This is a genomic window from Streptomyces sp. DSM 40868 (assembly GCF_011820545.1).
Lineage (GTDB): Bacteria > Actinomycetota > Actinomycetes > Streptomycetales > Streptomycetaceae > Streptomyces > Streptomyces eurythermus.
The window spans coordinates 2,545,810-2,562,467 of sequence record NZ_CP050504.1; the positions used below are offsets into that span (position 1 = coordinate 2,545,810).

The 16,658-nt window shown below is 72.0% G+C and carries 14 protein-coding genes and 1 pseudogene; 5 read left to right on the plus strand and 10 right to left on the minus strand.

Translation table 11 applies throughout. The features are described 5' to 3' along the window. On the minus strand, window positions 1–612 hold the full coding sequence (locus HB370_RS11460; protein ID WP_030783604.1) for a TetR/AcrR family transcriptional regulator: 612 nt from the start codon (window positions 610–612) through the stop codon (window positions 1–3). A 26-nt stretch (window positions 613–638) separates the two neighbouring features. Next, a complete protein-coding gene (locus HB370_RS11465) occupies window positions 639–776 on the minus strand; it encodes a hypothetical protein (RefSeq protein WP_157855574.1) in 138 nt (45 codons plus the stop codon). Window positions 777–825: 49 nt separating this feature from the next. Between HB370_RS11465 and HB370_RS41865 the strand changes: the two are divergent. Further along, a pseudogene (locus HB370_RS41865) lies at window positions 826–978 on the plus strand (acyl-CoA dehydrogenase); the annotation flags it as partial. Window positions 979–1,022: 44 nt separating this feature from the next. On the opposite strand, the gene HB370_RS11475 reads toward HB370_RS41865, so the two are convergent. Continuing rightward, a complete protein-coding gene (locus tag HB370_RS11475) occupies window positions 1,023–1,364 on the minus strand; it encodes a MerR family transcriptional regulator (RefSeq protein WP_030783601.1) in 342 nt (113 codons plus the stop codon). Between the two features lie 60 nt (window positions 1,365–1,424). Here HB370_RS11475 and HB370_RS11480 point away from each other — a divergent pair, with 60 nt between their 5' ends. Beyond that, window positions 1,425–2,297 carry an aldo/keto reductase gene (locus HB370_RS11480; protein ID WP_030783598.1) on the plus strand — a complete coding sequence of 291 codons (873 nt, stop codon included), beginning with the start codon at window positions 1,425–1,427 and terminating at the stop codon, window positions 2,295–2,297. 129 nt (window positions 2,298–2,426) lie between these two features. Here the strand turns inward: HB370_RS11480 and HB370_RS11485 are convergent, their stop codons facing one another. The 3 genes from HB370_RS11485 to HB370_RS11495 form a co-directional block, all read right to left on the minus strand. Continuing rightward, window positions 2,427–3,890: a glutamate synthase subunit beta gene (locus HB370_RS11485; protein ID WP_030783595.1), complete on the minus strand. Its 1,464-nt coding sequence runs from the start codon at window positions 3,888–3,890 to the stop codon at window positions 2,427–2,429. Further along, window positions 3,883–8,394 carry a glutamate synthase large subunit gene (gene gltB, locus HB370_RS11490; RefSeq protein ID WP_030783591.1) on the minus strand — a complete coding sequence of 1,504 codons (4,512 nt, stop codon included), beginning with the start codon at window positions 8,392–8,394 and terminating at the stop codon, window positions 3,883–3,885. Before gltB ends, HB370_RS11485 begins: the two co-directional genes overlap by 8 nt. A gap of 537 nt (window positions 8,395–8,931) precedes the next feature. Then, window positions 8,932–9,663 carry a VIT1/CCC1 transporter family protein gene (locus tag HB370_RS11495; protein WP_030783588.1) on the minus strand — a complete coding sequence of 244 codons (732 nt, stop codon included), beginning with the start codon at window positions 9,661–9,663 and terminating at the stop codon, window positions 8,932–8,934. 253 nt (window positions 9,664–9,916) lie between these two features. Between HB370_RS11495 and HB370_RS11500 the strand changes: the two genes are divergently transcribed. From HB370_RS11500 to rbsK, 3 genes are read left to right on the plus strand one after another with little or no spacing between them, the layout of a single operon-like run. Continuing rightward, complete coding sequence (locus tag HB370_RS11500) at window positions 9,917–10,138, plus strand: hypothetical protein (RefSeq protein WP_030783584.1); 222 nt, start codon at window positions 9,917–9,919, stop codon at window positions 10,136–10,138. Further along, complete coding sequence (locus HB370_RS11505; RefSeq protein WP_030783582.1) at window positions 10,126–11,487, plus strand: ADP-ribosylglycohydrolase family protein; 1,362 nt, start codon at window positions 10,126–10,128, stop codon at window positions 11,485–11,487. The genes HB370_RS11500 and HB370_RS11505 overlap by 13 nt, the downstream gene beginning before the upstream one ends. Continuing rightward, window positions 11,484–12,377: a ribokinase gene (gene rbsK, locus HB370_RS11510; protein WP_030783579.1), complete on the plus strand. Its 894-nt coding sequence runs from the start codon at window positions 11,484–11,486 to the stop codon at window positions 12,375–12,377. The genes HB370_RS11505 and rbsK overlap by 4 nt, the downstream gene beginning before the upstream one ends. A 186-nt stretch (window positions 12,378–12,563) precedes the next feature. On the opposite strand, the gene lgt is transcribed toward rbsK, so the two are convergent. From lgt to trpB, 4 genes are all read right to left on the minus strand, one after another. After that, window positions 12,564–13,538 (minus strand): prolipoprotein diacylglyceryl transferase, encoded by a 975-nt coding sequence (lgt, locus tag HB370_RS11515; RefSeq protein WP_030783577.1) that lies wholly within the window; start codon window positions 13,536–13,538, stop codon window positions 12,564–12,566. Between the two features lie 81 nt (window positions 13,539–13,619). Continuing rightward, window positions 13,620–14,393, minus strand: coding sequence for a thioredoxin domain-containing protein (locus HB370_RS11520; protein WP_030783574.1), 774 nt, complete (start codon window positions 14,391–14,393; stop codon window positions 13,620–13,622). 109 nt (window positions 14,394–14,502) lie between these two features. Continuing rightward, the gene (gene trpA, locus HB370_RS11525) at window positions 14,503–15,321 is read right to left on the minus strand and encodes a tryptophan synthase subunit alpha (protein WP_030783571.1); all 819 of its coding nucleotides are present in this window, start codon (window positions 15,319–15,321) and stop codon (window positions 14,503–14,505) included. After that, a complete protein-coding gene (gene trpB / locus HB370_RS11530; RefSeq protein WP_030783568.1) occupies window positions 15,318–16,601 on the minus strand; it encodes a tryptophan synthase subunit beta in 1,284 nt (427 codons plus the stop codon). Before trpB ends, trpA begins: the two co-directional genes overlap by 4 nt. Window positions 16,602–16,658: the final 57 nt, after the last annotated feature.

Sequence of the window (16,658 nt, forward strand, 5' to 3'; positions counted from 1 at the left end):
CTATTCGCGTACGGCGATCCCGTCCAGCACCATCGACAGGTACTGGCGGGCGATCTCCTCGGGGCTGTGCTTGCCGCCGGGCCGGTACCAGGAGGCGGCGACCCACACGGTGTCCCGGACGAACCGGTAGGTGAGCCGGATGTCCAGGTCCGCGCGGAAGACCCGCTCGGCGACCCCGCGTTCGAGCGTGCTGAGCCACGCCTTCTCGAACCGGCGCTGGGACTCGGCGAGGAAGGCGAAGCGGTCCTGGGTGACGAGCCGCCGGCTCTCCTTCTGGTAGATCGCGACGGCGGCGCGGTGCCGGTCGATCTCCCGGAAGGACTCGGTGACCAGGGCCTCGAGGGTCTGGCGGGGCCCCAGTTGTGAGGCGAGGACGGTGTCGTAGCCGTCCCACAGCTCGTCGAGGAAGGTCCGCAGGATCTCCTCGAGCATCGACTCCTTGGAGTCGAAGTGGTAGTAGAGGCTGCCCGCGAGGATTCCGGCGTGGTCGGCGATCCGGCGGACGGTGGTGGCGTTGTAGCCGTGCTCGGCGAAGACCTCGGCAGCGGTGCTGAGGAGCTCGCCGCGCCGGGCCGCTGCCGCGGTCACCTGGGGTTTTTTCTTGGTCGGCACGCACCCATTGTGATCTGCCCCGGCCGTCAGGCGTGCTGGCCGCGGAAGGTGCCGCCGAGGGTGACGTCCAGGGCGCGGGACCACTCCTCGTCGGTGACGACGACGGTGCGGCCGCGGGGCAGTCCGTGCCCGGGGACGCAGGCCGGGCTCTCGACGCCTGTCATAGGGCCACGCTAGCCTACCAAACACTTGTTAGGGAAGGGTGGTGACGGCGAGGGGGCGTACACGACGGCGCGGACGGCGCCGCACCTGCACGGCGCTATCGGGCACACGGCGGAGTACGACCTGTCCCTGTGGCTGACCAAGGCCCGGGCGCCGCGCTCGGCGTGGGGCACGCCCGAGGAGTGCCGGGATCTGGTGCTCTCCCAAGGGCTCCGGGAGGTGGTGCCCGCCCAGGGGCAGGCCCGGGGTCAGGAGGTGGTGGTCAGCAGCCGGGTCAGCGAGGCGCGGGAGCCCTCCAGCCGGGCGATGCGCTCCTCGATGCCCTGCAACTGCTCGACCAGCACCGGGGTCAGGCACGGTTCGACCTCGGCCTCGCCGCCGCACACGCAGTCCAGGACCTCGCGGATGACCCGGGTGGGCAGTCCGGCGTCCAGGAGGGCGCGGATCCGGCGTACGGTCCGGGGGGCGCTGTCGTCGTACACGCGCTGCCCGCCGGGGGTGCGGCCGGCGACGAGCAGGCCCTGCTCCTCGTAGTACCGCAGCAGCCGGACGCTCACGCCGGTCGCGCGGGCCAGCTCCCCGATCCTCACTGTGAACCCCCTCACATCCTCTTGAAGCTCACATCCATGTCAGCTCCTAGCGTCACAGCCATGACGAACCCGACTGTATTCCGCATCGGTGGCGACCTGGAGGTCCGGCGGATCGGCTACGGCGCGATGCGCCTGGCGAACGCCCCGCACGAGCGGTCCGGCAGGACCGCGCCCATCTGGACCGCCCCCACCGACCGCGCCGACGCCGTACGGCTGCTGCGCCGCGCCGCCGAGCTGGGCGTGACCCTCTTCGACACCGCCGACGCCTACGCGCTGGGCACCAACGAGGAGCTGCTGGCCGAGGCGCTGCACCCGTACCGCGACGGTGTCGTGATCGCCACCAAGGCGGGTGTGCTGCGGCCGAGCCCGACCGAGTGGATCACCCATGGGCACCCGGCGTACCTGCGGCAGCAGGCCGAGCTGAGCCTGCGCCGGCTGCGCACCGACCGCATCGACCTGTTCCAGCTGCACCGCATCGACCCCGAGTATCCGCTCGAGGACCAGATCGGCGCCCTCAAGCAGCTCCAGGAGGAGGGGAAGGTACGGCACATCGGGCTGTCGGAGGTGTCGGTGGCGGAGCTGACCGCCGCCTCGGCCATCGCGCCGATCACCAGCGTGCAGAACGTGTACAACCTGGCCACCCGCGGCCATGACCCGGTGATCGACCACACCGCGAAGGCCGGCATCGCCTTCCTGCCGTACTTCCCGGTCGCCATGGGCGCGCACGCGGCCGACGGCGGGCCGCTCGCCGCCGTCGCCGCCGAACTCGGCGCCACCCGCGCGCAGACCGCCCTGGCCTGGCTGCTGCACCGCGCGCCGAACATCGTCCCGATCCCCGGCACCTCCTCCCCCGCCCACCTGGCGGAGAACGTCGCCGCGCTCGGACTGACCCTCACCGAGGAGCAGTTCGAGCGGATCGACGCGGGGGCGTGACGCCGGGCGGGGACATGCAACGACGCCTGCCCAGTGTCCGGTCGGGGACAGGCGGGCAGGCGCCGTCAGTGTTCCGTACGCCTTTGTACGTAACGTCTGTGCGGACCCGGGGGTCCGGTGTGTCGCGCGTCAGACCGCCAGGGCGCGGTCCGTCGGGCGGATCGGGGCCGGCAGGTCGCTGGCCCCGGTCAGATAGCGGTCGACTCCGCGGGCGGCCGAGCGGCCCTCCGCGATCGCCCAGACGATGAGGGACTGGCCGCGGCCGGCGTCACCGGCGACGAACACACCCGGCACGTTGGTCTGGAAGTCGGCGTCGCGGGCGATGTTACCCCGTTCGTCGAGGTCTAGACCAAACTGCTCGACCAGGCCGTTCTCCCGGTCGGTGCCGGTGAAGCCCATGGCGAGGGTGACCAGCTGGGCCGGGATCTTCCGCTCGGTGCCGGGCTTCGGGGCCAGCTTGCCGTCGATGAACTCCACCTCGGTGAGGTGCAGCCACTGGACGTTGCCGTCCTCGTCGCCCTCGAAGTGGGTGGTGGAGACGGAGTAGACCCGCTCGCCGCCCTCCTCGTGCGCCGACGTGACCTTGTAGAGCATCGGGAAGGTCGGCCAGGGCTGGGCGATCGGGTGCCGCTCGTCGTTCGGGCGGGGCATGATCTCCAGCTGGGTGACGGAGGCGGCGCCCTGCCGGTGGGCGGTGCCGACGCAGTCCGCGCCGGTGTCGCCGCCGCCGATGACGACGACGTGCTTGCCCTCGGCCGAGATGGGAGCCGTGACGTAGTCGCCCTCCTGCACCTTGTTGGCCAGCGGCAGGTACTCCATCGCCTGATAGATGCCCTTGAGCTCGCGGCCCGGCACCGGCAGGTCACGGGCGGTCGTGGCACCGGCGGCGATCACGATCGCGTCGTAGCGCTTCTTCAGGTCGGTCGCCTTGATGTCGCGGCCGATCTCCACACCGGTGCGGAACCGGGTGCCCTCCGCGCGCATCTGCTCGATACGGCGGTTGATGTGCCGCTTCTCCATCTTGAACTCGGGGATGCCGTACCGCAGCAGCCCGCCGACGCGGTCGGCGCGCTCGTAGACGGCGACCGTGTGGCCGGCCCGGGTCAGCTGCTGGGCGGCGGCGAGCCCCGCCGGGCCCGAGCCGATGACCGCGACCGTCTTGCCGGACAGGCGCTCGGGGATCTGCGGGGCGACGTCCCCGCTGTCCCACGCCTTGTCGATGATCGAGACCTCGACGTTCTTGATGGTGACCGGCGCCTGGTTGATGCCGAGCACACACGCCGACTCGCACGGGGCCGGGCAGAGCCGGCCGGTGAACTCCGGGAAGTTGTTGGTGGCGTGCAGCCGCTCGGAGGCGGCGGCCCAGTCCTCGCGGTAGGCGTAGTCGTTCCACTCGGGGATCAGGTTCCCCAGCGGACAGCCGTTGTGGCAGAACGGGATGCCGCAGTCCATGCAGCGGCTGGCCTGCTTGCTGATGATCGGCAGCAGGGAGCCGGGGACGTAGACCTCGTTCCAGTCCTTGACCCGCTCGGCGACGGGGCGGGTCTTGGCGACCTCACGGCCGTGGTTCAGGAAGCCCTTCGGGTCAGCCATTGCTCGCCGCCTCCATCATCTTCTCGGTGACCTCGGTCTCGGAGAGACCGGCTCGCTCGGCGGCGTCCTTGGCGGCGAGCACTGCCTTGTACGTGCTGGGGATGATCTTGCTGAAGCGCTCCACGGCCGTGTCCCAGTCGGCCAGCAGCTTGGCCGCGACGGTCGAGCCGGTCTCCTCGGCGTGGCGGCGCACCACGTCGTGCAGCCACTGCTTGTCCGTCTCGTCCAGCGCCTCGATCGCACCGGCGTTGCCGGCGTTGACGTTGTCGCGGTCGAGGTCGACGACGTAGGCGACGCCGCCGGACATGCCCGCCGCGAAGTTGCGGCCGGTCGGGCCGAGGACGACCGCGTGACCACCGGTCATGTACTCGCAGCCGTGGTCGCCCACGCCCTCGGAGACGACCAGCGCGCCGGAGTTGCGGACGCAGAACCGCTCACCGGTACGGCCGCGCAGGAACAGCTCGCCGCCGGTGGCGCCGTAGGCGATGGTGTTGCCCGCGATGGTCGAGTACTCGGCGAGGTGGTCGGCGGCCCGGTCCGGGCGGACGACGATCCGGCCGCCGGACAGGCCCTTGCCGACGTAGTCGTTGGCGTCGCCCTCCAGGCGCAGCGTGATGCCGCGCGGCAGGAACGCGCCGAAGGACTGGCCGGCGGAGCCGGTGAAGGTGATGTCGATGGTGTCGTCGGGCAGGCCCGCGCCGCCGAACTTCTTCGTCACCTCGTGGCCGAGCATGGTGCCGACCGTGCGGTTGATGTTGCGGATGGCGACCTGGGCGCGCACCGGCTGGGCCTCGGTCGCGTCGTTCGCGGCCAGGGCGTCGGCGGCGAGCTTGATCAGCTCGTTGTCCAGGGCCTTCTCCAGGCCGTGGTCCTGGGCGGCCACCTGGTGGCGGACGGCGCCCTCGGGCAGCTCGGGCACGTGGAACAGCGGCTCCAGGTCCAGGCCCTGCGCCTTCCAGTGGTCCACCGCGCGCTCGACGTCCAGCACCTCGGCGTGGCCGACGGCCTCCTCGATGGAGCGGAAGCCCAGCTCGGCCAGCAGCTCGCGGACCTCCTCGGCGATGAACCGGAAGAAGTTCACCACGTGCTCGGCCTTGCCGGCGAAGCGGTCGCGCAGCACCGGGTTCTGGGTGGCGATGCCGACCGGGCAGGTGTCCAGGTGGCACACGCGCATCATCACGCAGCCGGAGACGACCAGCGGGGCGGTGGCGAAACCGAACTCCTCGGCGCCGAGCAGCGCGGCGATGACCACGTCCCGGCCGGTCTTCAGCTGGCCGTCGGTCTGGACGACGATCCGGTCGCGCAGCCCGTTGAGCAGCAGGGTCTGCTGGGTCTCGGCGAGGCCGAGCTCCCAGGGGCCACCCGCGTGCTTCAGCGAGGTGAGCGGGGAGGCGCCGGTGCCGCCGTCGTGGCCGGAGATCAGCACGACGTCCGCGTGCGCCTTGGACACACCGGCCGCGACCGTGCCGACGCCGACCTCGGAGACCAGCTTGACGTGGATCCGCGCCCGCGGGTTCGCGTTCTTCAGGTCGTGGATCAGCTGGGCCAGGTCCTCGATGGAGTAGATGTCGTGGTGCGGCGGCGGCGAGATCAGGCCGACGCCCGGCGTGGAGTGCCGGGTCCTGGCGACCCACGGGTAGACCTTGTGGCCGGGCAGCTGGCCGCCCTCGCCGGGCTTGGCGCCCTGGGCCATCTTGATCTGGATGTCGTCCGCGTTGACCAGGTACTCGCTGGTCACGCCGAAGCGGCCGGAGGCGACCTGCTTGATGGCGCTGCGCCGCGCGGGGTCGTACAGGCGCTCCGGGTCCTCGCCGCCCTCACCGGTGTTGGACTTGCCGCCCAGCTGGTTCATGGCGATGGCGAGGGTCTCGTGCGCCTCCTTGGAGATGGAGCCGTACGACATGGCGCCGGTGGAGAAGCGCTTGACGATCTCGCTCACCGGCTCGACCTCGTCGAGCGGGATCGGCTTGCGGTCGGACTTGAAGCCGAACAGGCCGCGCAGCGTCATCAGGCGCTCGGACTGCTCGTTCACCCGGGAGGTGTACTTCTTGAAGATGTCGTAGCGGCCGGCCCGCGTGGAGTGCTGGAGGCGGAAGACCGTCTCCGGGTCGAACAGGTGCGGTTCGCCCTCGCGGCGCCACTGGTACTCGCCGCCGATCTCCAGCGCGCGGTGCGCCGGGGCGATGCCGGAGGCCGGGTAGGCCTTGGCGTGGCGGGCGGCGACCTCCTCGGCGATGACGTCGATGCCGACGCCGCCGATCTTGGTGGCGGTGCCGTTGAAGTACTTCTCCACGAAGCCCTCGTCCAGGCCGACGGCCTCGAAGACCTGGGCGCCGCGGTAGGAGGCGACGGTGGAGATGCCCATCTTGGACATGACCTTCAGCACGCCCTTGCCGAGGGCGTAGATCAGGTTCTTGATGGCCTGCTCGGGCTCGATGCCGTTGAGGAAGGTGCCCGCGCGCAGCAGGTCCTCCACCGACTCCATCGCCAGGTAGGGGTTGACCGCGGCGGCGCCGTAGCCGATGAGCAGGGCGACGTGGTGGACCTCGCGGACGTCGCCGGCCTCGACCAGCAGGCCCACGTGGGTGCGCTGCTTGGTGCGGATGAGGTGGTGGTGGACGGCAGCGGTGAGCAGCAGCGAGGGGATCGGCGCGTGCTCGGCGTCGGAGTGGCGGTCGGACAGGACGATCAGCCGGGCGCCGTTGCCGATGGCGGCGTCGGCCTCGGCGCAGATCTCCTCGATGCGCGCGGCGAGGGCGTCACCGCCGCCGGAGACCCGGTACAGGCCGGAGAGCGTGGCGGCCTTGAAGCCGGGCATGTCGCCGTCGGCGTTGATGTGGATGAGCTTGGCCAGCTCGTCGTTGTCGATCACCGGGAAGGGCAGCACGACGGACCGACAGGAGGCGGCGGTCGGCTCCAGCAGGTTGCCCTGCGGGCCGAGCGAGCTGCGCAGGGAGGTGACCAGCTCCTCGCGGATCGCGTCCAGCGGCGGGTTGGTGACCTGCGCGAACAGCTGGGTGAAGTAGTCGAACAGCAGCCGCGGGCGCTCGGACAGGGCCGCGATCGGGGAGTCCGTGCCCATGGAGCCGATCGGCTCGGCGGCGGTGCGGGCCATCGGGGCGAGGATGACGCGCAGCTCTTCCTCGGTGTAGCCGAAGGTCTGCTGGCGGCGGGTGACCGAGGCGTGGGTGTGCACGATGTGCTCGCGCTCGGGCAGGTCGCCCAGCTCGATCTCGCCGGCCTCCAGCCACTCGGCGTAGGGCTTCTCGGCGGCGAGGGACGCCTTGATCTCGTCGTCCTCGATGATGCGGTGCTCGGCGGTGTCCACGAGGAACATCCGGCCGGGCTGGAGGCGGCCCTTGCGGACGACCTTGGCCGGGTCGATGTCGAGGACGCCGACCTCGGAGCCGAGGACGACGAGACCGTCGTCGGTGACCCAGTAGCGGCCGGGGCGCAGACCGTTGCGGTCGAGCACGGCGCCGACCTGGGTGCCGTCGGTGAAGGTGACGCAGGCGGGGCCGTCCCAGGGCTCCATCATCGTGGAGTGGAACTGGTAGAAGGCGCGCCGGGCCGGGTCCATGGAGTCGTGGTTCTCCCACGCCTCCGGGATCATCATCAGCACGGAGTGCGGCAGCGAACGGCCGCCCAGGTGCAGCAGCTCCAGGACCTCGTCGAAGGAGGCCGAGTCGGAGGCGTCCGGGGTGCAGACGGGGAAGAGGCGGTCCAGCTTCTCCTGCGGGCCGAACAGGTCGGAGGCCAGCTGGGACTCGCGGGCGACCATCCAGTTGCGGTTGCCCTTGACGGTGTTGATCTCACCGTTGTGCGCGACGAACCGGTACGGGTGCGCGAGCGGCCACGACGGGAAGGTGTTGGTGGAGAACCGGGAGTGCACCAGCGCGATCGCGGAGGCGAACCGGCGGTCGGACAGGTCCGGGAAGAAGGGCTCGAGCTGGCCGGTGGTCAGCATGCCCTTGTAGACGATGGTCCGGGCGGACAGGGAGGGGAAGTAGACCCCGGCCTCGCGCTCGGCGCGCTTGCGCAGCACGAACGCCTTGCGGTCCAGGGCGATGCCCTCGCTGACACGGTCGGTCACGAAGACCTGCCGGAACACCGGCATCGTGGAGCGGGCGGTGGCGCCCAGCAGCTCCGGGGCGACCGGGACGGCGCGCCAGCCGAGGACCGTCAGGCCCTCCTCGGCGGCGATCGTCTCGATCTGTGAGACGGCGTCCTCGGTTCCCTCCTCCGGCAGGAAGGCGATGCCTACCGCATAGGAACCGGCCGCGGGAAGGTCGAATCCGGCCACGTCACGGAGGAAGGCGTCGGGCACCTGCGAGAGGATGCCCGCGCCGTCGCCGGAGTCGGGCTCGGAGCCGGTGGCGCCACGGTGCTCCAGGTTGCGCAGCACCGTAAGTGCCTGCTCGACCAGGGTGTGGGACGCCTCGCCGGTAAGGGTGGCGACGAAACCGACGCCGCACGCGTCGTGTTCGTTGCGGGGGTCGTACATACCCTGCGCAGCAGGGCGAGCATCCATGAACGACCAGTTTCGGCCGTTCGTGGAGTGCTGGGACGGCTGGCGCGGCGTACGCATCGGCTCTCCCGTCGTCGTCATGTGGCATGTGGCAGGTGCCGAGGGACGACGTTGGCCCTCTGCGTGAGATCTGCGATGAGATCAAAATTTCGTGCAGGTTACATGATGGAGCGGTTCCCGGGAACCGGATACTTCGTTCCAGCATGCGGACGCCGCGGTCGCGGCGGAGGTGCCGCGCGTACGCGGCGATGCCGTGCGGTGACGGCTCGGTGCCGTACGGGACGGCGGGTGCCGTGCGGTGACGGCGACGTTGTGTGGGGGCCGTGCCGGACAGGATCGGTCGGATCGGCGTCCGGCGGCCCGAGGGGGCCGGAGCGGGCGTCATCACCCGCCCCGAGGGGGCGCGGCAGGCGTCATTGCCCACAGCGCTTACGGCTCATGCCCCGTCGTAAAGCAGTCGAAACCAGCGGGTAACGGGTACTTATGCGGCCCATCGCATAAGTACCGGTCGAGCTATCCTACGGCCGTTCCGAACAGACTGCCCAGGGCGTACGTCACACCGGCCGCCGCACCGCCCAGCGCGAGCTGCCGCAGCCCGCTGAACCACCAGGTCCGCGCGGTCACCTTGGCCACCACGGCACCGCAGGCGAAGAGACCGGCGAGGGCGAGCAGCACGGCGGGCCACAGCGCGGTCGCGCCGAGCAGATACGGCAGGACGGGCAGCAGGGCACCGAGCGCGAACGCCCCGAACGACGACACGGCGGCGACCAGCGGGGAGGGCAGGTCGCCGGGGTCGATGCCCAGCTCCTCGCGGGCATGGATCTCCAGGGCCTGCTCGGGATCGCTGGACAGCTGCCGGGCGACCTGCCGGGCCAGCTCCGGCTCCACCCCGCGGGCCACGTACAGCGCGGCCAGCTCCGCCTCCTCGTCCTGCGGGTGTTTGCGCAGCTCACGGCGCTCGATGTCGAGTTCCGCCTCGACCAGTTCGCGCTGGGAGGCGACGGAGGTGTACTCCCCGGCCGCCATGGAGAAGGCACCGGCCGCGAGGCCGGCGAGACCGGTGATGACAATGGTGTGCTGACTGACGGAGCCGCCGGCCACGCCCGTCATCAGGGCGAGGTTGGAGACCAGGCCGTCCATGGCGCCGAAGACCGCGGGCCGCAGCCATCCCCCGTTCACATCACGGTGGGTGTGGTTGTCGCGGTGCGCTTCGTGCAGCGCCGCCTCGGTTTCGATGATGGCCATGCGGGCCCCCCAGGAAATAGGAAAGCTTAGCCAAAGCTAACTTTGGATCGGTTCTATTTTTCGACAAGCCCAAATCTACGCCGTCGACTTCCCCTCCGCCAGCAAGGAAAGGCTCGGCTAACCTGCGGCTTTCGCTTCCAGCGGTCCACCCGTGGGACACCTCCGCACGCCCCGGCACCCGCACCCGGACGGCGGAACGCGCCGGACTCCCGGAAGCCGCACAACAGGGCCGCCCAGGAGGATGATTCGGGGCATGACGCCCACAGCACAGCAAAGCAGCGCCCCGGCCCCGCACGCGCTCGCCGGCCCCCTCACCGGCGCCCCGGCCGCGACCGCCACCCGCCACCCCGCCCGGCCGCGCCCCGCCCGGCCGCTCACCGAGGCCGCCCGCGGGCTCTCCGGCCGGATCGCCGGCCACGGCCCCGCCCGGGAGCGGGCGTCCACCGCGCCGGGAGGCCGCCCGTGCTCCGTCTGACCTGGGTCCAGCCGGAGGACCTGCTGGGGCACGAGCTGCGCCAGGCCCGTCTGGACGGGCGCGAGCCGAAGGCGGTCGAGGCGCGCTGGCGGACGGCCGGCGGCCCCGACGCGCCGGAGCGGGCCGGCGCCTCCGCGCACGGCGTCTCCCGCTACCTGCGCCTGCTGGCGGAGGACCTGCTGGACGAACTCGCCGACCTGCCCGGCCGCTTCGCCGAGGACGAGCCGACCGACCTGGCCCGCATCACGTCCCTGTGCCCCGACTGGCCCGCCGGGCGGGCCGCCACCGCACCGGACCCCCGCGCCCTCGAAGCCGCCTGGCTCGGCCGGGCCATCGGCCGCCTCCTCGGCAAACCCGTCGGAAACCTCCCCCTCGACGGCATCCGCGCCCTCGCCGCGGCGTCCGGAAACCGGCCCCTCACCGGCTACTTCACCGCCAGGGGGGTGCCCGGGGACCTCCTCGCCGCCCACCCCTGGGACCGCCGCTGCGCCGCCACCTGCCTGGCCGAGAACATCGACGGCATGCCCGCGGACGACGACTACGACCACGCGCTCCTCAATCTGCTGCTGCTCCGGCGCCACGGACGGCACTTCGGCACCGACGACGTCGCCCGGCTCTGGCTCGACGAGCTGCCGCCCGGCCGCACCGCCACCGCCGAGCGCGTCGCCTACCGCAATCTGCTCTGCGGCATCGAGCCCCCGCACACCGCCCGCCACCGCAACCCGTTCCGCGAGTGGACGGGCGCGTTGGTCCGCGCCGACGTGCACGGCTGGACCAACCCCGGCGACCCGGCAGCCGCCGCCGGGCAGGCTTACCGCGACGCCGTCCTCACGCACACCGCCAACGGCGTCTACGCGGCGATGTTCACCGCCGCCGTCATCGCCACCGCCGCCCCGGGCACCCACGACGTCCACGCCTGCCTGCGGGCCGGCCGTGCGGTGGTCCCGCCCCGCTCCCGGCTGGCGGCGGCCGTCGACCACGCCGTCCGACTGGCCCGGACCACCGAGGACTTCGAGGACGTCGTGGACGAACTGCACGCCCGCTACGCCGCCACCCACCACCGGGCCCACGCCGTCCCCAACACCGCGCTGATCGCCGCCGCCCTCACCCACGCCGACGGCGACTTCGCCGGCTCCATCTGCCGTGCCGTGTCCGGCGGCTGGGCCACCGGCTCCACCGGCGCGACCGCCGGCAGCGTCGCCGGGCTCCTCGCCGGGACCCCCGGCGCGCTGCCCGAACGCTGGCGGGCGCCGCTGAAGAACCGGCTCGCCAGTGCCCTCGCCGAGTTCGACGGCTGCGGCTTCGACGCCCTCGCCCACCTCACGCACCTGGAGGCGACCCGCCCATGACCCATATCGCGGTGCTCGGCAGCACCAACATGGACCTGGTCACCTATGTCGACAAGGCGCCCGAGCGCGGGGAGACCGTGACGGGACGGGAGTTCCGTACGGTGCCCGGCGGCAAGGGCGCCAACCAGGCGATCGCCGCGGCCCGGGCCGGCGTGACCGTCTCGATGATCGGCGCGGTCGGCACCGACGCCTACGGCGCGCGGCTGCGTGACACCCTCGAACACTCCGGCGTGGACACCGACTTCCTGCGCACGGTGCAGGGTCCGTCCGGCACCGCGCACATCGTGGTGGACGCCGAGGGCGGCAACGCGATCGTCGTCGTCCCCGGCGCCAACGGCACCGTGGACCACCTCTCCCCCGGCGACGAGGGGGTGATCGCCACCGCCGACGCCCTGCTGCTGCAACTGGAGATCCCGCTCCCGGCGGTCGTCGCGGGCGCCCGGGCGGCCCACCGGCACGGGGTCCGTACGGTGCTCACCCCGTCGCCGGTCCAGCCGCTGCCGCCCGAGTTGCTCCAGGCCGTCGACCTGTTGGTGCCGAACGAGTACGAGGCGGTCACCCTCACCGGCCGCACCGACCCGCGCGAGGCGGCGGCGGCCCTGCTGGAGCTGGTGCCGGAGGTGGTCGTCACCCTGGGCGCGACCGGCTGCCTGTATCTGACCCGGGGCGCCGAGCCGCTCGTGGTCCCCGCGCCCCGGGTGACCGCCGTCGACTCCACCGGCGCGGGCGACACCTTCGTCGGCGCGCTCGCCGTGGCCCTCGCCGAGGAGAAACCGGTACGCGAGGCCCTGACCTGGGCGGCCGCCGCGGCGGCGATCTCCGTCCAGCGGGAAGGAGCGTCGGTGTCGATGCCGTACCGCCCGGAGATCGAGGCCCAGTACGGCACATGAGCACCCGCCTCCGTGCGCGGACGCGGCTGTTCTTCCGCCGCGACGGCGATCCACCACGACGGCGGTGTCCGGCGGTGCCGCACCCACCGCACACCACCGCCCGCACACGCCGAGGGCGCCCGGAACACTCCGGGCGCCCTCGGCGTCGTAGAACCGACGGTCGGACCGTCGTCGGGGAACCGGCGGTCAGACCTTCTTCGCCGGCTTCGCCTCGTCCTCCGGTGATTCCTCGCCCGGCTCCCCGGCCCGCTTCTCCTCGGCGTCGGCGACGGCCTCGGTGCCCCCGGGGTTCTTCTCCGCACCGCCGACGACGGCCTCCGTACCCCCGGCCGGACCGCCGGAGGCGAACGCGGGTTCGACCACGGCCTCCCGCCCCGGCCGCTTCTTCCCCGACACCACGATGTACGTCACCGCCAGCAGGAAGACGACCAGCGCGGTCCAGACGTTGAGGCGCAGGCCCAGGATGTGGTGGGCGTCGTCCACGCGCAGGTATTCGATCCAGCCGCGGCCCGCGCAGTACGCGGCGACGTACAGGGCGAACGCCCGGCCATGCCCCAGCTTGAAGCGGCGGTCCGCCCAGATCACCAGCAGGCCCACACCGACGCACCACAGGGATTCGTAGAGGAACGTCGGGTGGTAGTACCCCGGCACCCGGCCGCCCTCGGCGGAGGTGATGTGCAGCGCCCAGGGGACGTGGGTCTCGTGGCCGTACAGCTCCTGGTTGAACCAGTTGCCCCAGCGGCCGATGGCCTGCGCGAACGCGATGCCGGGCGCGACGGCGTCGGCGTACGCGGGCATCGGGATGCCCCGGCGCCGCGCGCCGATCCAGGCGCCGAGCGCGCCGAGCGCGATCGCGCCCCAGATGCCCAGGCCGCCCTCCCACACCTTGAAGGCGTCCACCCAGTCACGGCCCTCGCTGAAGTACAGCTCGTAGTCCGTGATCACGTGGTAGAGCCGGCCGCCGACCAGGCCGAACGGCACGGCCCAGACGGCGATGTCGGCGACCGTGCCGGACTGCCCGCCGCGGGCGATCCAGCGCTTGTTGCCGAACCAGACGGCAACGAAGACGCCGATGATGATGCAGATGGCGTAGCCGCGCAGCGGGATGGGGCCGAGGTACAGCACCCCGTGCGACGGGCTGGGGATGTAGGCAAGGTTCATGGCAGGTCCGACGCTACCGTGCCGGGCCATGGGGAGGGCAAGCAGCCCGGCTACGGGTCCATAACGGGGCGTCGGGAACGCTCACCCGCGGTCGGCCGCCTCCACCAGCTGCTTGAGCTTGGCCGGGGTCATCGTCCGGTCCTCGTAGATGTTCTTGCCGTCGAGCAGCACGGTCGGGGTGCCGCCGAAGTTGCCGGACTTGAATGCCTGGTGGGACTTGTCCACCCAGCCGTCGTGGGTGCCGTTCTGGACACACTTGCGGAAGGCGGGGGTGTCCAGGCCCTTCACCTTGCCGGCCAGCTCGATCAGCTTGTCGTTGCCCGCGAAGGCGTCGTCGGTCTCCTTGGGCTGGTTCGCGAACAGCACGTCGTGGTAGTCACGGAACTTTCCGGCGTCCTGGGCGCAGGCCGCGGCGTTGGCGGCGCGCAGCGAACCGGTGCCGCCGAGGTTGCCGTCGATCAGCCGGACCAGGTGGTACTCGACCCGGAGCTTGCCGGCGTCGGTCAGTTCGTGGAGCGTCGGCCGGTACGCCGTCTCGAAGGCCTGGCAGGCCGGGCAGCGGAAGTCCTCCCAGACGGTGAGCGTCGACTTGGCGCCGTCCTTGCCGACCGGGATCGCGAGGCTGTCCTTGCCCTGCGCGCCCGAGGGGGCCACGGCCGGGCCCGCCTTGGTGCTCTTGTCCTTGCCGGCGTTCGCGGCGACGACGCCGATCACCGCCGCCAGGCCCAGGACGCAGACGACGCTCGCGCCCACGATCAGCCGCCGCCGTCGCCTGTCCGCGGCCTTCTGCTTCTCGCGCTCGACCGCCAGCCGCTCCCGGGCGGTGCGCTTTCCGTCACGGTTCTTCTCGCTCACACCCCCAGAACGAACCGGGGAGGCGCAGCGCGCCTCCCCGGTCCGAGGTCCACCCGTTCGAGTGACCGAATCATCCGGTACGGGACATCGGCCCGTACCGGCTCCGCGCTCACGCCTGTCCGCGCACGCCCTTCGCGAGGTCCCCGGCCAGCTCGCGGACCGCCGCGAGGCCGGCGGCCTCGTCCGGCGCGTCCAGCATCCGCTTCACGAACGCCGAGCCGACGATCACGCCGTCCGCGAAGCCGGCGACCTCCGCGGCCTGGGCCCGGTTGGAGACGCCGAGGCCGACGCAGACGGGCAGGCCGGTGCCGGTGGCACGGGTGCGCCGGACCAGGTCCTGGGCCTGCGCGCCGACGGACTCGCGGGTGCCGGTGACGCCCATGAGCGAGGCGGCGTAGACGAAGCCGCTGCCCGCCGCGGTGATCTCGGCGAGCCGCTCGTCCTTGCTGCTCGGCGCCACCACGAAGATCGTCGCGAGGCCGTGCTTCTCGGCGTGCTCGCGCCACAGCGCCGACTCCTGCACCGGCAGGTCGGGCAGGATGCAGCCGGCGCCGCCCGCCTCGGCCAGCTCGGCGGTGAAGCGCTCGACGCCGTAGCGGTCGATGGGGTTCCAGTACGTCATGACCAGGATCGGCTTCCCGGTGGCCCGGTGGGCCTCGCGGACCGTGCGCATGACGTCGGCGATCCGCACCCCGCCGCGCAGGGCGATGTCGTCGGCGGTCTGGATGACCGGACCGTCCAGGACCGGGTCGCTGTGCGGCAGACCGACCTCGACGACGTCCGCGCCGCTCTCCAGGACGGCCTTGATGGCCTCGATGCCGCCGTCCACGGTCGGGAACCCGGCCGGGAGGTAGGCGATGAGCGCGGACCGGCCCTCGGCCTTGGCGCCCGCGAGGGTGTCCGACAGCAGCTGGATGTTCCCGCTCACTTGGCGTCCCCCTCGATCTCGGCGGTGTCGGCGGCGTCGGCCGCCACCTCGGCGTCGGTGTCGTACAGGCCGAAGTAGCGCGCGGCGGTGTCCATGTCCTTGTCGCCGCGGCCGGAGAGGTTGACGACGATCAGGCCGTCCGGGCCCAGCTCGCGGCCGACCTCCAGGGCGCCGGCCAGGGCGTGGGCGCTCTCGATGGCCGGGATGATGCCCTCGGTGCGCGACAGCAGGCGCAGTGCCCGCATGGCCGCGTCGTCGGTGACCGCGCGGTACTCGCCGCGGCCGGAGTCCTTCAGGTAGGAGTGCTCGGGGCCGATGCCCGGGTAGTCCAGACCGGCCGAGATGGAGTACGGCTCGGTGATCTGGCCCTCGTCGTCCTGGAGGACGTAGGAGCGGGAGCCGTGCAGGATGCCGGGCTCGCCGGCGGTGAGGGTGGCCGCGTGCTCGCCGGTCTCGACGCCGTGGCCGGCCGGCTCGCAGCCGATCAGGCGGACGCCCTCGTCGGGGATGAAGGCGTGGAAGAGGCCGATGGCGTTGGAGCCGCCGCCGACGCAGGCGACGGCCGCGTCCGGCAGACGGCCGGCGCGCTCCAGGAGCTGGCGGCGGGCCTCGACGCCGATGACCCGGTGGAAGTCGCGGACCATGGCCGGGAAGGGGTGGGGGCCGGCGACCGTGCCGAACAGGTAGTGGGTGTGGTCGACGTTGGCGACCCAGTCCCGGAACGCCTCGTTGATGGCGTCCTTCAGGGTGCGGCTGCCGGACTTCACGGCGACGACCTCGGCGCCGAGCATGCGCATGCGGGCCACGTTCAGGGCCTGGCGCCGGGTGTCGACCTCGCCCATGTAGATGGTGCAGTCCAGGCCGAACAGCGCGCAGGCGGTGGCCGTGGCGACGCCGTGCTGGCCGGCTCCGGTCTCGGCGATGACCCGGGTCTTGCCCATGCGCTTGGTGAGCAGGGCCTGGCCGAGCACGTTGTTGATCTTGTGGGAGCCGGTGTGGTTGAGGTCCTCGCGCTTGAGGAAGACACGGGCGCCGCCGGCGTGTTCGGCGAAGCGGGGGACCTCGGTGAGCGCCGACGGGCGGCCGGTGTAGTTCACCAGCAGGTCGTCGAGTTCGCGGGCGAACTCGGGGTCGTTCTTGGCCTTGTCGTACTCGACGGCGACCTCGTCCACGGCGGCGACGAGGGCCTCCGGGATGAACTTGCCGCCGAACGCGCCGAAGTAGCCCTCGGCGGTGGGGACCTGACCCTCCGGGTCGGGGATGAAGAATTCGCTGGGCATGCGGAAACCTCACGGTGAGTCTCTTGGGAAAAACCGATCGCCGTGGGGCTCGGGTCG

Bases quoted from the DNA above. Each gene is read 5' to 3' on its own strand.
- HB370_RS11465 (WP_157855574.1), bottom strand. From the start codon at position 776: ATGACAGGCGTCGAGAGCCCGGCCTGCGTCCCCGGGCACGGACTGCCC.
- HB370_RS11480 (WP_030783598.1), top strand. From the start codon at position 1,425: ATGACGAACCCGACTGTATTCCGCATCGGTGGCGACCTGGAGGTCCGG.
- HB370_RS11485 (WP_030783595.1), bottom strand. From the start codon at position 3,890: ATGGCTGACCCGAAGGGCTTCCTGAACCACGGCCGTGAGGTCGCCAAG.
- gltB (WP_030783591.1), bottom strand. From the start codon at position 8,394: ATGTACGACCCCCGCAACGAACACGACGCGTGCGGCGTCGGTTTCGTC.
- HB370_RS11495 (WP_030783588.1), bottom strand. From the start codon at position 9,663: ATGGCCATCATCGAAACCGAGGCGGCGCTGCACGAAGCGCACCGCGAC.
- HB370_RS11500 (WP_030783584.1), top strand. From the start codon at position 9,917: ATGACGCCCACAGCACAGCAAAGCAGCGCCCCGGCCCCGCACGCGCTC.
- rbsK (WP_030783579.1), top strand. From the start codon at position 11,484: ATGACCCATATCGCGGTGCTCGGCAGCACCAACATGGACCTGGTCACC.
- lgt (WP_030783577.1), bottom strand. From the start codon at position 13,538: ATGAACCTTGCCTACATCCCCAGCCCGTCGCACGGGGTGCTGTACCTC.
- trpB (WP_030783568.1), bottom strand. From the start codon at position 16,601: ATGCCCAGCGAATTCTTCATCCCCGACCCGGAGGGTCAGGTCCCCACC.